This window comes from Arthrobacter sp. TE12231 (assembly GCF_054062895.1).
This window is the reverse complement of record NZ_JBSSFS010000001.1, coordinates 1,907,345-1,922,012: the sequence shown is the minus strand read 5'-3', so window position 1 is coordinate 1,922,012 and position 14,668 is coordinate 1,907,345. Positions and strand designations below refer to the sequence as shown.

Below are 14,668 nucleotides of genomic sequence, written 5' to 3'. Positions count from 1 at the left end.
GGCGGCGGCTTGCCGGCTTGTCCGGAGCCGGCAAGCACCGCATCCGCGGGCTGTCCCCGAAGGGCCTAGTCACTGGTTTGTGCCCTGAGATGTTGGCGCAGGCCGGGGATGGCGAAGTCGACTTTTCCGTGGCCGGCGGCTTCAATGAGGCCCGCTGCCAGCAGTCTTGAGCGGTAGTTCGCGACGAGATTTGTCCTGGCTCCGATGCGCCGTCCGATGTCCCCGGCCACGGAGGGTCCGTCGTCCTCGGCCATGGCGTGCAGGAAGTCGAGGTCTTTGGGGGAGACGGTGGCGAGCGCGGCTTCGATCACGGTACGGGCGTTGCGTCGGTGTGCCGCCGCGATACCGCGTTCGACTGACTCGGGAGTGAGTGTTCCCTGGTTGATCTCCGCTTCCCTCCAGAGGAAGTATCCGACCAGTTGGATGAGGAACGGATACCCTCCCGTGGCTTCTGCCGCACGGCGGACCAGGGCGGGGGAGACCTCGAAGGACGCTTCGGCGAAGGTGTGGGCGAACGACTCTTCCACTTCCCGCACGGCGGCAGCGTGAAGGTCAATCTTGTCGGCCCGGCGGAGGAAAGTGGCGACCCCTTCGTTGAGCAGGTCCGACACTGCGGCCGGCAGTCCGGCGAAGACCAAACCAATGGGGAGACGGTCCTGGGTGAAGTGCTGGACACTGGCGGCCAGCTGGGCCAGTTCGCCGCGGTCGGCGGCATGAATCTCGTCTACCGTGATGACCAGGCCGGTGCCGTGCTTGTCAAGAAGCGTCAGGAGGTTCTGGCCCAGGGTCCGCCACGCTACCTGGCGTTCGGGCGGGAGCTGCGTAGTGATGCTGAAACCTGCGGCGGCCACCGCAGTGATGCGCCGGACCACCGGGCCAGTGCCGAGCTCTTCGGCGAGCTGGCGCATGGATTCGCCAATGCGACCCATGAAACCTGCGGTGGCGGTCTCGGAAATCACGGCCCAGCCGTGTTCGCGGGCGACATCGTGGGCGGCGCCGATCATCACGGTCTTGCCGATTCCCCGGGCGCCGGTGAAGATCGTCAGGAGGCCGGGGGCGCCGGAGCCCAGGCGCAGCCCATACTCGAACTCATCCAGCACACCGGCCCTGCCGAGGATTTCCGGCGGTGTGGCACCTGCCGAGGGTCGAAACGGGTTTTCCATCGGCGGGCTCCTATGAGTTCCTGTGTGTCTTGTGAGTTTGGTTGAACGCTATGAGCATATGTGAGTTTTGTGAGTTATCGCGTGACGTGACGTTTGGGCGTCCATAACCTGGCTGGAATGGATCCAGGTGCGAGGGCGGGCTTGTTCGTCACGTCCAGCTCGCTCGCCGGTTTCCGAGGTCGATCTCAGCCGCCGGAACCCAGCCGATTCTGATTGTCGCGGCAGGCGCCGATACTTTGGCGATGCAGCTATAGCGCGGAATTCTAAGACGCAGCTCTGATAGCACCGACACGCAAAGGGTCGGGCTCCGCTAAGCCACTTCCGGCTGATTTCTCAACGCCGATAATCAACATTATGTAAAGTAGAATCGTGATTATTGCACCTGATGCAATATCGCCCCTCCTCCGCAAACCTTTCCGGCGCGCATCACCTCGACCCCAATACCCTGCTCTGGCCTGCGGGAATACTGCGTTCGTGGGCCCACTGGAATCGGGGTTAGAGCGTTGGCGTAAAACCAGCGTGACCGTCCGTGCATTGCGTGAGACGTGCTCCTGACCCGGGGGTTGGCATGAATTTTGCATTAGTTGCATGGATCATTCCTCAACTGCAATGTGACGGAGGGTTCACGGCGGTTGATTCTGCGCTAGGAGTGTTGGGTGGCTAAGTTCGGCCCCGGACGGCGGCTGGGAACGGCTCTGTGAAGTGTTTTTCCGAACGCATCCTGTCCAGGTCTGCTTTGACTGGAACACCGCGGGGTTCTCCCCCAAGCCTGCAGTGTCCTGAGCGTGTTCAACGGGCCGGGAGAAATCGCCGCCGACTGGTTCGAGCGCGGTCAGGAGCACATGAACGACGGGCTGGATCTCTTTCCCTCCGAACGCGACACACTTGTGTCCGAATCCGCTTTTAACCGGCGGTTCAACCCTACGGCGAAGCTCTGGGCCTCTCCCCCGGCCTGGACAAACCCAAAGTGCGTTGCGCTGCGGGATTCAAGGGTTTGTGATTTCTCAACGGCGCGGATCCAGGTCTTGTTCGGTACGTCCTCTGCGAACCATTCATAGGCCAAGCTAAGTGCGGTCAATCCGTCTCCAGCATTTACCGACGCCACCATGAGCGGCCCGGTCCCCCGCAGGCCTTGAGGTAGAGACTCTAACCAATTTCGGCCTTGCGGCTGCTTCCAGGCGTCGGGACGTGATCCGTCTTATCCCTCGCACTCAATGCAGTATTGGTGGCCGTCCTTTTCGCGAGCGAGCTGGGACCGGTGACGGACCAGGAAGCAGGAATAGCAGGTGAACTCATCCTGCGCCTGGGGTATGACCTGAACGATCAGCTCCTCGGCGACAAACTCGCCGCCCGGAGTCATCGCTTCATCCAGTGCGTCGGCCTCGTCCAACTCACGTGCAACGCTGCGGGCATCCGGTGCGTTGGCGGACTGCAACGCCTCAAGGGACCGGTCCTGGGATTCCTTGACGTCGGAACGTACTTCGTCGTAATCAGTTGCCACTGGGGTCATTCTCTTCTCTGACGTTCTTACCTGACGGAACTGCAACGTATATCACGGCTCCGTTGTTCCCCAGTCGAGAGGACCGGTTGGCCGGCCGCGGGAAATGTGTCGCGAGCCGACGGCGCATCGTCGTGCGTGTCCCGCCAGGCGGTCGGTGCGGCCGCAGCAGCACGGTCTGAAATAGATAGACCGTGCTGCCCGGCGGGTGTGCCGCCTGCCGCTCCCTCGGCGTCGTGCCGTCAGTTCGCCTCGGCGCCGACTCCTGCCTCGACGGCCCCGCCGGCGAGCCTGAGCCAGGTATCCACCACGGTATCGGGGTTCAAGGAGACGGAATCGATGCCTTCCGCCACCAGCCACTCAGCGAAGTCCATGTGGTCACTGGGACCCTGGCCGCAGATGCCCACATATTTGCCGCGCGCCTTGCAGGCCTTGATGGCCATGCTCAGGAGCTTCTTGACGGCAGGGTCGCGTTCGTCGAAGCCGCCCGAGACAATCGCGGAATCCCGGTCCAGGCCCAGGGCCAGCTGGGTCATGTCATTGGAACCGATGGAGAATCCGTCGAAGTAGTCCAGGAACTCGTCGGCGAGCAACGCGTTGGACGGAATCTCACACATCATGATCACCTCGAGGCCGTTCTCACCGCGCGTGAGGCCGTTCTCCGCCAGCAGGTCAATGACGCCGCGGGCCTCGTCCAGGGTCCGCACGAACGGGATCATCAGCTTGACGTTGGTCAGCCCCATCTCGTTGCGGACAAAGGACAGGGCCTCGCACTCGAGGTCGAAGCAGTCCCGGAAGGACGGCTCCAGGTACCGTGAGGCGCCGCGGAAGCCGAGCATCGGGTTCTCTTCGTGCGGCTCGTAGGCGGGACCGCCAATCAGGTTGGCGTACTCGTTGGACTTGAAGTCGGACATGCGCACGATCACGGGTTCCGGCGCGAAAGCCGCCGCGATGGTGGCCACGCCTTCGGCCAGGCGCTTGATGTAGTACTCGCGCGGGCTGTCGTACGCGGCGATCCGCTCGCGGATTTCCGCGGCGACGTCCGCCGGCTGCTCGGCCAGGTTAAGCAGCGCCTTCGGGTGGATGCCGATCTGTCGGTTGATGATGAATTCGAGCCGGGCCAGTCCCACTCCGTGGTTGGGCAGCTGCGCGAAGGTGAACGCCTGTTCCGGGGTGCCGACGTTCATCATGACCTTGATGGGAGCCTCGGGCAGCTGGGTGATCTCGGTTTCCTCGACGCTGAAGTCCAGGAGCCCTTCGTAAATAACACCGGTCTCACCGTCGGCGCAGGAGACGGTCACTTCGAGGCCGTCGGACAGGGCTTCTGTGGCGTCCCCGGTGCCGACGACGGCGGGAATCCCCAGTTCCCGGGCGATGATGGCCGCGTGGCACGTGCGGCCGCCGCGGTTGGTCACGATGGCAGAGGCGCGCTTCATGATCGGTTCCCAGTCCGGGTCGGTCATGTCGGCGACGAGGACATCGCCGGTCTTGAAAGCGGCCATCTGGTCGATCGCGGTGAGGATGCGGACGCTGCCGGCGCCGATGCGCTGGCCGATGGCACGGCCCTCGACCAGCACCCGGCTGGTTCCGTTGAGGCGGAAACGGCTCAGGCTTCCGGAGGCCCGGCGGGACTGCACGGTCTCCGGGCGGGCCTGCAGGATGTACAGGCCGCCGTCGATCCCGTCCTTGCCCCATTCGATGTCCATCGGGCGGCCGTAGTGGTTTTCGATGGCGACAGCGTGCCGGGCGAGCTGTTCGACGTCGGCGTCGCTGAGGCTGAAGCGGTTCCGCAATGACGCCTCAACCGGCACGAAGTCGATGGTGCGGCCGATTTCGCGGCTGGTGGTGTAGGTCATCTGGAGGGCCTTCTCGCCCAGTCCTCGTTTGAGGATGGCGGGGCGTCCGGCCTGCAGCGCGGGCTTGTAGACGTAGAACTCGTCGGGGTTGACCGCGCCTTGAACGACGGCCTCGCCGAGACCGTAGGAGGACGTGACGAACACGGCGTCCTGGAACCCGGACTCCGTGTCCATAGTGAACATGACGCCGGAGGCGCCGACGTCGGAGCGCACCATGCGCTGGATGCCGGCCGAGAGCGCCACCTCAGCGTGCTCGAATTTGTGGTGCACGCGGTAGGCGATCGCCCGGTCGTTGTAGAGGGACGCGAACACATCCTTGATGGCGAGCAGGATGTTCTCGATCCCGCGGACGTTCAGGAACGTTTCCTGCTGCCCGGCGAAGGAGGCATCGGGAAGGTCTTCCGCGGTGGCGCTGGAACGGACTGCCCAGGACAGGTCCTCCGAGCCGCCGTGCTTGTCCACCAGTTGCTGGTAGGCGTTCCGGATCTGCGCTTCGAAGTCCGGCAGGAAGGGCGTCTCGCGCATCAGGGCACGGATCTCCTGCCCGGCGGAGGCCAGGGCCGTCACATCGTCAGTGTCCAGGCCGACCAGCCTGTCGGCAATCTTCTGGTCCAGGCCGGAATCTGCCAGGAAGTTGCGGTAGGCATCCGCTGTCGTGGCGAAGCCGTCGGGGACCTGAACCCCGGCCGAGGTCAGGTTCTGCACCATTTCGCCGAGGGAAGCGTTCTTTCCGCCCACCCGGTCCAGGTCCTTGAGTCCGAGTTCTGAAAACCACAGGATGTCTGTCGTCATAATTACTGCTCCTTTGCAGAAGATGGCATGCAGGTGCACCGCCCCGCTCGCGGCGATGGCCGGTTGATGGGCGCAAGTCCTGTCCACACTGACAGGTCTGAGGCTCTCTTTCCATATGACGTCCGCCACACAGGGTTTGTGAAACTTTTCCCTAATGCTTGAGGTTCATCCGCTGCAGAATGGTGGCCGCCATTTCCTCCACGGAGACCGTGGCTGAATTCAGGTACGGAATCCTATGGGAGACGTATAACTGCTCGGCGCTGCGCAGCTCGAACCCGCACTGCCGCAGCGAAGCGTACGATGAGCCGCGGCGCCGTTCCGTGCGGATCTGGCTCAGGCGCAGGGGGTTGGAGGAGAGACCGAAACATTTCTCCACAAAAGGCCTCAGCGGCTTGGGGAGCCCTTCGCGTTGGAAGTCTTCATCCACCAGCGGGAAGTTCGCGGCGAAGATGCCGTGTTGCAGCGCCAGGTACATGGTGGTGGGCGTTTTGCCGCATCGTGACGGGGCCACCAGGATGACCTGGGCCTTTTCGAGCGCACGCAGGCTCTGGCCGTCGTCGTGTTCCATGGCGTATTCGACGGCGGCCATCCGGGATTGATACCGCTCCGCATTGCCCAGGCCATGCGCCCTGCCGGGTTCGCCGCTGGCCGGCGAACCGAGGGCCCGCTCCAGCTGTCCGACATGCGTACCGATCAGGTCCACGATGATCCCGTTGCACGTCGCCAGGACCTGCCGGATGTCGCTGCTGACCGCGGTGGAAAAGACGATCGGTTGGAGGCCGGAGACGGCCAGGCTGTCGATCGTGCCGACCACGGTCTTGGCCTGCTCTACGGTCGTGATGAAAGGGACCGTGATGCGGTCAAAGTTATTCGCGGGGAACTGGGTGAGCAGGGTGTTGCCGAGGGTTTCTGCGGTGATGCCGGTGCTATCCGAAAGGAAGTAGACAGGCCGAAGATCGTCTTTGGTCATGAACGCATTCTCCACCAGAGCGGACCTGGTCCGGTATCGGGCAGCCGGCGGGGTCCTTTCCGGCCTCTGGGTCCAGACGTAGACTGCTCGCGTACGAGTCGCCAATGCCACCAACTGTCGGGGAGATGGACATGAGCTATGCAGGAACCGGGAACGAGAAGGCCGTCGCGGCAAGCGACCTGAGCCGGGCGCATGTCGGGCTGACCGTGAGCTTCCAGCCGGACGAATTTACCGTGGTCTTCGGCCGGATCGGCGCCATTGCGCGCAAGGAAGGCAGCGTGACCATCGCACTGGAAGGCGTGGACGGCACGGGTGGCCTGCCGTCCCACTACAGCTTGTCTCCCGCCCAACAGGTCTACGTCCAGCCGGACATGCTCACTAATACGGAGTCGACCATCAAGGATTTGTTCGGCAAGGTGCAGGAGAACCTGCGGAGCCACAAGGGTGATCAGCGGCCCGACGCCGTCTAGGACACTTCCCGGCGTACGCAGGCTGAAAATGGCCTTCTTACTTTGACGACGTAGCCCGACTACCGCAGCACAGGGCCGTGGAGTGCCACTCCCCCGCGGTGACCGCTCCCTATAACTCCGAGGCGGCCCTCGCTAAACTTAAACTGCGCCGCAGAAGACGCAAAGTTCGCTTCGGGAAAGGCACGATCATGACCGACAACAGCGGCTTCGAGAACACCCCGGATGAAGCGGGAACGAAGAAGAAGCCCGAAGAGCCAGACCTGCGGGGCCGTTACGTGGAAGGCAACTATGGCAAAGCCGGCGCGCAACCCGGCCGCCACGCGGAGGACGAGGAAGGCCAATATACCGAAGGGGATTACGGCGCGGCCGGCAGCGAGGGCGGCCTGCCCGAGCCCCTGGGCGACAAAGCCACGGAATCGGGACGGTATGTGGAGGCCGACTATGGCGACGCCGGGACTATTCGCGGCCGCACGGCAGAATCTGAAATAGGCCGATATTCAGAGGGCGACTACGGCGCGGACGGCACCGTAGATGCCACCCGTAAACCCGGTGAGGATTCCGGCCCACATACCCAGAAGTAGTCCAGCGGCCCGAGCATCGACTACCCCGGTCGGCGAACACCGCCGTCCGCGTTCAGAGCTGACTCCCGCCTGGGGCACCTGTATTGAGCACCCATTGACCCGGTACACCCCCGGACCCGGAAAGATACGGCTCAGAAGGCCCCGCATGACAATCAAGCTCAACACTGCGGCGCTGCGTCACGCCAAGCGCCTGTGGACCGCGTGTCGCCGCGGTCGTTACAAACAGGAAGACAGTGGATTTATTCTCGAACAGGGCAACTGCGCCACGCGTCCGACGGCCGATCGAATCGCCAATCTCGCACGGGTTCCCCTCGCTCCCCCGTGGACCACAGGCGCCCGCGACTGTGCTGGTAGAAGGCCCGGATGAAGCAGGTGGCCCAGCGGGCCCTCCATGTGGCGCAATCAGGTTTTCGCCTAAACAACGGCGAACACGAAGGGCGGAGCCGGACTGACGAGTCGAAAAACTTCGTCATTCGCCGTTCACCCGGTATTGCGAACTACTAAGCATGCTGATTGAATCATGCTTACGGCCGCATTCCACGGCCAGTCCACGGAAAGGAAGTACAGTCATGGGGATTCTCGCTTTTCTCATTCTCGGGCTTATTGCAGGGGCCATCGCCAAGGCACTGCTTCCCGGCCGGCAGGGAGGCGGCTGGGTAGTCACGCTCGTGCTGGGCGTCGTGGGCGCGATCCTCGGCGGCTGGATCGGATCGTTGATTTTCGGAGGAGGCCTCGGGAACTTCTTCGACCTGCGGACCTGGCTCCTCTCCATTCTGGGCGCCGTCATTGTGCTGCTCATCTTCGGCGCAGTAGCCGGTCGCAGAAGCAGGGCATAGGGGCCGCCAGGCCGTCCAGGCGCTAGAATTGTGTTGACCCTCCAGTCCCCCAGCTTGGAGAGTCGGGAGCCTCCGCGCTTGAGTCCTTGACTCGCGCGGAGGCTTTCCTATTGGACCGATGCCGCGTGAGCGTGCGCCGCCGCCGGGAAATCGCACCCGCCGCGCCGGTCCCGGCATGGCCTCCATCCGATTTTCCGTCCAGCAGCGGTTGACGCGTAGGATTTTTCCTAAATAAAAGGGTGCTGTGCCTGTCAGAACGAAAGCCTCGCCAGCCGACCTGCTCTTTGCTGCACTGGCCAACCCGACCAGGCGGGACATTCCTTTTCTCCTGCCTGGTGGCCCTCGAACTGCCGGCGAAATTGCGAGCAGTTCGATATGGACCGGCCCAGCTCGATTGTTGGAGAAGCGCAGCGCCCGGACACCAGCTCTCAAACGATTCTTGGTTATTGGGTCAGCACCCGCGTCGAGGACAGGCCATGCCGCTATTTTTGTCGGAGGGTCCTGAGATGCTGTGGGTGTGGAGAGCAGAGCAGCCTCGAGTGTGGATCGCGGCGCGGACGCCAACGCGGCGGCGGAGGCCGTTGCGGCGTCTGTGGCTGTGCTGGCTGCCTTGCTCGGGTCCGGTGCCGGCGGCCCGGACCGCTCTGATCCGGCCGCCGCCGATGCCCAGCGGGATGCCAATGACTTGCGGGATGCTGATGCCCTCCGGGACGCTGATCCGTTGCGGGATTTGGCGGATGGGTTGTTGGACGGGTTGGCCGAGGTGGCCCGGTTGGAGGCCCGGACGGCGGCGCTGAAGGTTCAGCTGGCCGCCGATTACGCGCGGGCGGCGAGGTTCCTGGCCCCGCCGGCGGGATCCGTGCGGGACCGTGCCGTCCAGGAGATGGCCCTGGTCGCCGAGGTGGCGTGTGTCCTGACCGTGAGCGAACGCACCGCCGGGGCGCTGTTGTCCGAGGCCCGGGCGTTGACGACCGGGCTGCCGCTGACCTGGGCGGCGTTGCGGGCCGGGACGATTTCCTGGCAGCACGCCCGGATCCTTGTCGAGGAAACCAGCGGCCTGGATTCTGCCGGGGCGGCCTCGCTGGAGGGGCATTTCCTGGACCCGGCCGCGCCCGGGGCGGCCCGGGGCTGTGCGGCCGGGGAGCTCGTGCCGTCCCGGTTCCGGGCCAAGGCCCGCACCTGGCGCGAACGCCACCATCCGGAGAGCATCGAGGCACGCCACACCGTGAGCGTCGCGGACCGGCGGGTCGAGTTCGTCCCGGACCGGGACGGCATGGCCTGGCTCTCGGCCCGGCTCCCGGCCGAGACCGCGGCCGGAATCTGGGAACGGACCACCGCCGCCGCCCGGGCCCTGCAGGGCCCGGCCGAGACCCGGACCCTGGCCCAGCTGCGCGCCGACATCGCCGCGACCTGGCTCCTCACCAACGCCACCGGCGGAACAGGCGACGGCACCACCAACGTACTTGCCGGCGGGGGCACCACCAACGGACTTGCCGGCGGCGGGACGGGCGGGTGTGTGGGCGGGGGTGTTCCGGTGCCGCGGGCGCAGGTCCTGGTCACCGTGCCGGTCCTGTCGCTGCTGGGCCTCACGGACGAACCGGCCGTCCTGGACGGGTACGGTCCGATCCCGCCGTCGATGGCCCGCCGCCTCGTCGCCGGCGGCGCGGGTTCCTTCTACCGGGTCCTGACCGATCCCCGGGACGGGGCGCCGCTGGAAATCGGGCGGAGCAGCTACCGTCTGACGGCGGCGCAGCGGCACTGGCTCCGGCTCCGTGACGGCAGGTGTCCGTTTCCCGGCTGTAACAACCATTCCCTGGACAACGAGGCGGACCACCTCCTGGCCTGGGCCGACGGGGGCACCACCGGTATCGCCAACCTGGGCCAGCCCTGCCCGAAACACCACCGCCTCAAACACTCCTCCGCCTGGACACCCGTCGGGGCCACCACAACGAGCCCGCCGGGCTGGATTTCACCCTCAAAACGCTACTATCCGAGCGAGCATCAGGACTGGGAACCGCCCCGCTGGCCCGCCCACCTCCCGATCACGAAAACAGACACAGACCCACGGGCGGAGCGAGGCGTGCCCGCGGATCCCGAGCCGGAACTGCCTCCGGATCCCTTCCCCGACTGGCACCACTTCACGGCCGGGCACCCATTCCCCGCCGCAAACACCGACGACCCCGGCTGGCCGGCACCCCTCGACGACCCCATCCCGGAATGGGGCCTGTACCAATCCGCCTGAACGACAAGGCCCTCCCGTGCTTGACGTGCAGCCGGTGACGGGCGGGCACGGAGCCGCTAAACTTCGCTTAGTCCAGACACCACTATGAGCTAGGTGGACCCAATGCAGCTTGACGAGGTCATCGCCCGCTTTCATCAAGCAGTAAATGCGTTTGCCAAGGGCGATCCGGAACCCGCCAAGGACATTTTCTCCCACAGCATGGACGTGTCCCTTGCTAATCCCTGGGGCCCTCCGGCGGTGGGCTGGGAACGAGTATCAGGGGCCCTTGATTCAGCAGCAGCACGTTTCCAAGATGGACGCGTCACCGCCATTGAAACGCTCACCAAACACGTCACTTCCAATCTCGCCTGCTTCCTGGACATAGAACACTGGCAGGCGAAGGTTGGAGGCGGAGACCAAATATCGGTGTTTGATCTGCGGGTAACAAGCGTCTATCGCCCCGAAGGCGATACGTGGGCACTCGTGCATCGACACGCAGACCCGATCACCACACCGCAGGCCCCGGACGCCGTCCTGCGGAAATAGTTCACGCCATTCGTTTCCACTTTGGTTGCCGAGCATCCGACAACAATCTGGGCGCACGAGCGACATGACCTCAGCAGATGACGACGTCGTTCGCGCGGCAAGCGGCACACAGGGGGCTGACGCACGCCCGCGCCGTCACCTACTGGACGGCATGCCCCGGCGGTGGTCACTAGCGGAGCCCCGGACACCTACTCTTCTAAGCGGCGGCTTCCACGGGCAGGCCGCCGAGGCGCCACTCAAGCATTCCTTCATTGAGTCGCTGGGCGCTCCGGCCGGCAGAGCGCAGCAGGTCCACCGCTTCGTACGCCAAGACGCAGTACGCGCCGCGGCAGTAAGCGACGATCTCCCTGTCCTCGGGCAGTTCAGCGAGCCTGTCGTGGAGCTGGTCGAGCGGGATGGACACGGCTCCGGGGATGTGCGCGGAGTGATACTCCTCGACAGGGCGAACATCGAGGACCGTCACGGTGCCCGCCCGGGCGCGGGATAGGAGCTCGTCGCGGGTGACTTCCCCTTCTTCAGACCTCGCACCCTCCAGTCCCAGGTAGGCGACGCGCTTGGGCTCGACGTCCGCCACGTGCTCCTGCCCGACGGACCGGAGCAGGCTGTAGAGCTGAAGTACGTCGGGACCGGCGATGTCGTAGTGGATTCTGTTGCCGTCCCGCCGGGTGGTGACCAGTCCGGCCTGGCGCAAGGCCTGCAAGTGCGCGGAGGCCGTGCTGAGCCCCAGTCCGGCGGCCGCGGCCAGGGTTTCCACGCTGCGCTCCCCCTGCGTGAGCAAGTCCAGCAACTCCAACCGCTTGCCATTGCCGAGGGCCTTGCCCACCCGGGCGAACTCCGCAAAGAGCTCTGCCTTCTTGACCCTGTCGCCCACAATCTCCTCCACAAATCCATGTAATACTGGAATAAATACTATTCCATGTTTATCTGGAATACCACCGTACCGCCGTTTCAGCCGGCGTGGAAGGACTGCGAGTCGTGAGCTCCTTGACGTTGATTCCCTTCTTGGACGAGGCGCCGGCAACCCCGACCTGGCTGCCCGACCTAGCGGCTGCCAAATGAGCAACCGCGACACCAGCGGAGAGACCGGCACCGCCGCACGGCCCCCGCTCACTCTGGGCCTGCGCCAGAACCTGGCCCAGTTCATGCTCCTGGTCGCCGTCAACGCGCTTGTCGGCGGCACCCTCGGCCAGGAACGCACCGTCCTGCCGCTGTTGGCGGACCGGGTCTTCCACCTGGACCTATACACGTCCGCCCTGACCTACATCCTGGCCTTCGGGCTCGCCAAGGCCGGCACCAACTACTTCGCAGGAACCCTCTCGGACCGCTACGGCCGAAAGCCCGTCCTCGTGACCGGCTGGCTCGTCGCCGTGCCCGTGCCGCTGCTGCTGATCTTCGGACCTTCCTGGGGCTGGATCGTCGCTGCCAACGTGATCCTCGGCATCAGCCAGGGCCTGACGTGGTCCACCACCGTGGTGATGAAAATGGACCTCGTCGGCCCGTCCCGGCGCGGCCTGGCCATGGGCCTGAACGAGGCTGCCGGTTACCTCGGCGTCGCCGGCACCGCGCTGGCAACCGGCTACATCGCCGCGAGCTACGGGCTGCGGCCCGGACCGTTCCTGCTCGGCGCCGCCTACATCGCGCTGGGCCTGGGCCTGTCCGTGTTTGCAGTGAAAGAAACCCGCGGCCACGCCAGGCTTGAGGCCGCCAGCCACACGGCGGCCCACGCCGGCGCCCACGGGGAACTGAGCAACCGGGAGATCTTTACCCTCACCAGCTTCCGGGACAAGTCACTGTCCTCGGTCAGCCAGGCCGGCATGGTCAACAACCTCAACGACGGCCTCGCCTGGGGCCTGTTCCCGCTCCTTTTCGCCGCAGCGGGGCTGAGCATCGAAAAGATCGGCATCCTCGCCGCCGTCTATCCCGCTGTCTGGGGAGCCGCGCAACTCGTCACCGGAGCGATGTCGGACCGATACGGGCGGAAATGGCTGATCGTCGGAGGCATGCTTGTCCAGGCCGTAGCACTGGGCATGGTCGCCTTCGGAACCGGTTTCGGGATCTGGCTCGCCGCCGCCATCTTCCTGGGCCTGGGAACCGCCATGGTCTACCCCACCCTGCTGGCGGCCATCGGCGACGTCGCGCACCCGGAATGGCGGGCACGCTCGGTGGGCATCTACCGGCTCTGGCGCGACGGCGGTTTCGCCGTCGGCGCCCTCCTGGCCGGCATCCTCGCGGACGCCTTCGGCATCCCGGCAGCAGTCGCCGTCGTCGGCGCCCTCACCGCACTGTCCGGGGTCCTCGTCGCGGTGCGCATGCGCGGTTCGGACCACGTCGTCACGACCTAGGGCGCTCTGGGCATCAAGTCGCCTCCGTGAGCGGGCACCGGCATCCACGGGACCGCCGAGATCTTGCGCGGCATGATGGCATCGGCGAGGATGAATGCGTTCCCCCGTGCTGCGAACAAGGAGTGGACGCGATGACCAAGTATCTGATCTCGTTTCCGAGTGCCGCCATGGTCTTCCCTGACGAAGACCTGCAGGCCGTTTCGGATGCGGCGCACGCGGTCGTTCAGGAGGCGAAGGACGCCGGGGTCTGGGTGTTCGGCGGCGGCATCGATGAAAGGATCCCGCCCGTCATGGTCGACGGCGATGGGACCGTGCGCGAGGGCACCTACCCGCAGACGACGCAGCTCGAAGGCGGCTACTCGGTGCTGGAGCTGCCCTCGTACGATGCGGCCTTGGAGTGGGCCGCGAAGATCGCGGCCTCCTGCCGTTGCGCGCAGGAGGTGCGCGCATTCCAATACGACCCCGCCAGCTAGGTCTCGGACCGTAGGGACGCCTAGGCCATGGACTTCGAACTGCGCACCATCCCGGGCTGCCCGAACAGCGGCCCGGCATTGAAGCTGTTCCGTGGGGTTCTGGCCGCAGAAGGGAGGGACGCGGAATCCCTGACCGTCCATGAGGTAGCCTCCGAGCGCGAGGCGAAGGAACTCCACCCTCTGGGCGCCCGGGCATAATGAACGCAGTCCGGCCACAAGGCTGCGGCCGATAGTGGACCTGAGACCGCGAAGGGCACGGCATGGAGCCATCGAAGGAAGAGATCCTCGCCGGGTATGGCCGCGCCCGCCGCGAGCTCCGCGCCTGGCTGGCGGGTGCAACGGCTGCGGATCTTCGCCGCGCGAGCGACGGCACGAGGTGGACCAATGAAGAACTGCTCTTCCACATGGTCTTCGGCTACATGGTTGTCCGCGTTCTGCTTCCCCTGGTGCACGTTGTCAGCCGCCTCCCACCGCCGGTGGGCAAGGCATTCGCCGCCGTCCTGAACGCCGGAACGCGCCCGTTCGACGCCGTGAACTACTGGGGATCCCGCGCCGCCACGCTGGTCTACAACAGGGAAAGGATGGGCAGAAAGCTGCACAGAACTATCGCTGCCCTGAGCCGCCGACTCGAACACGAGAGTTCCAGATCACTCATGCGCTCCATGGCGTTCCCCGACAGGTGGGACCCGTTCTTCAAGCCGCGGATGACGCTCAACGCCGTCTATGCCTACCCCACGTGGCATTTCGACTTCCACGCCAGGCAATTGACTCTTCGGCTTCCGGATGACCCGGGAGCGTCCTGAAGCCGCGCGAAGTTCCCGGGAGCGGGAGTCCCGCCCGCAGGGGCTAACCCCCACGAACGTCAGTGTGCCGTCTGCATCCGGTGGGAATCCTGCGCGGCCGGGACCATAAGCCCTTGG

At 65.2% G+C, this 14,668-nt stretch carries 14 protein-coding genes; 9 read left to right on the top strand and 5 right to left on the bottom strand.

The window, feature by feature from the left end; translation table 11 throughout:
• Positions 1 to 65: 65 nt before the first annotated feature.
• The 4 genes from ACVWYS_RS08740 to ACVWYS_RS08725 form a co-directional block, all read right to left on the bottom strand.
• The gene (locus ACVWYS_RS08740; protein WP_456509016.1) at positions 66 to 1,163 is read right to left on the bottom strand and encodes an ATP-binding protein; all 1,098 of its coding nucleotides are present in this window, start codon (positions 1,161 to 1,163) and stop codon (positions 66 to 68) included.
• Between the two features lie 1,198 nt (positions 1,164 to 2,361).
• On the bottom strand, positions 2,362 to 2,664 hold the full coding sequence (locus ACVWYS_RS08735) for a DUF4193 domain-containing protein (protein WP_116765661.1): 303 nt from the start codon (positions 2,662 to 2,664) through the stop codon (positions 2,362 to 2,364).
• A 239-nt stretch (positions 2,665 to 2,903) separates the two neighbouring features.
• On the bottom strand, positions 2,904 to 5,309 hold the full coding sequence (ppsA, locus tag ACVWYS_RS08730) for a phosphoenolpyruvate synthase (RefSeq protein WP_344367654.1): 2,406 nt from the start codon (positions 5,307 to 5,309) through the stop codon (positions 2,904 to 2,906).
• A gap of 151 nt (positions 5,310 to 5,460) precedes the next feature.
• Positions 5,461 to 6,279 (bottom strand): pyruvate, water dikinase regulatory protein, encoded by an 819-nt coding sequence (locus tag ACVWYS_RS08725; protein ID WP_116765659.1) that lies wholly within the window; start codon positions 6,277 to 6,279, stop codon positions 5,461 to 5,463.
• 131 nt (positions 6,280 to 6,410) lie between these two features.
• Between ACVWYS_RS08725 and ACVWYS_RS08720 the strand changes: the two genes are divergently transcribed.
• The 5 genes from ACVWYS_RS08720 to ACVWYS_RS08700 all read left to right on the top strand — a co-directional run bounded on the left by ACVWYS_RS08720 (position 6,411) and on the right by ACVWYS_RS08700 (position 10,933).
• The gene (locus ACVWYS_RS08720; protein ID WP_091256138.1) at positions 6,411 to 6,749 is read left to right on the top strand and encodes a hypothetical protein; all 339 of its coding nucleotides are present in this window, start codon (positions 6,411 to 6,413) and stop codon (positions 6,747 to 6,749) included.
• Between the two features lie 188 nt (positions 6,750 to 6,937).
• A complete protein-coding gene (locus ACVWYS_RS08715; protein WP_456509015.1) occupies positions 6,938 to 7,330 on the top strand; it encodes a hypothetical protein in 393 nt (130 codons plus the stop codon).
• Positions 7,331 to 7,899: 569 nt separating this feature from the next.
• Positions 7,900 to 8,166, top strand: a complete 267-nt coding sequence (locus ACVWYS_RS08710) for a GlsB/YeaQ/YmgE family stress response membrane protein (protein ID WP_091256129.1) — start codon at positions 7,900 to 7,902, stop codon at positions 8,164 to 8,166.
• A 517-nt stretch (positions 8,167 to 8,683) separates the two neighbouring features.
• On the top strand, positions 8,684 to 10,408 hold the full coding sequence (locus ACVWYS_RS08705) for a DUF222 domain-containing protein (protein WP_456509014.1): 1,725 nt from the start codon (positions 8,684 to 8,686) through the stop codon (positions 10,406 to 10,408).
• Positions 10,409 to 10,510: 102 nt separating this feature from the next.
• Positions 10,511 to 10,933: a YybH family protein gene (locus ACVWYS_RS08700; RefSeq protein ID WP_456509013.1), complete on the top strand. Its 423-nt coding sequence runs from the start codon at positions 10,511 to 10,513 to the stop codon at positions 10,931 to 10,933.
• Positions 10,934 to 11,129: 196 nt separating this feature from the next.
• On the opposite strand, the gene ACVWYS_RS08695 is transcribed toward ACVWYS_RS08700, so the two are convergent.
• Entirely contained in the window at positions 11,130 to 11,816 is a 687-nt protein-coding gene (locus tag ACVWYS_RS08695) for an ArsR/SmtB family transcription factor (protein ID WP_456509012.1), read from the bottom strand.
• Positions 11,817 to 11,988: 172 nt separating this feature from the next.
• On the opposite strand from ACVWYS_RS08695, the gene ACVWYS_RS08690 reads away from it, so the two are divergent.
• From ACVWYS_RS08690 to ACVWYS_RS08675, 4 genes are all read left to right on the top strand, one after another.
• Entirely contained in the window at positions 11,989 to 13,275 is a 1,287-nt protein-coding gene (locus ACVWYS_RS08690) for an MFS transporter (protein WP_344365568.1), read from the top strand.
• A gap of 131 nt (positions 13,276 to 13,406) precedes the next feature.
• Positions 13,407 to 13,748, top strand: a complete 342-nt coding sequence (locus tag ACVWYS_RS08685; RefSeq protein ID WP_344365571.1) for a YciI family protein — start codon at positions 13,407 to 13,409, stop codon at positions 13,746 to 13,748.
• Positions 13,749 to 13,775: 27 nt separating this feature from the next.
• Positions 13,776 to 13,946 (top strand): hypothetical protein, encoded by a 171-nt coding sequence (locus ACVWYS_RS08680; RefSeq protein WP_344365573.1) that lies wholly within the window; start codon positions 13,776 to 13,778, stop codon positions 13,944 to 13,946.
• Between the two features lie 62 nt (positions 13,947 to 14,008).
• Positions 14,009 to 14,551 (top strand): DinB family protein, encoded by a 543-nt coding sequence (locus ACVWYS_RS08675; RefSeq protein WP_456509011.1) that lies wholly within the window; start codon positions 14,009 to 14,011, stop codon positions 14,549 to 14,551.
• Positions 14,552 to 14,668 lie beyond the last annotated feature (117 nt).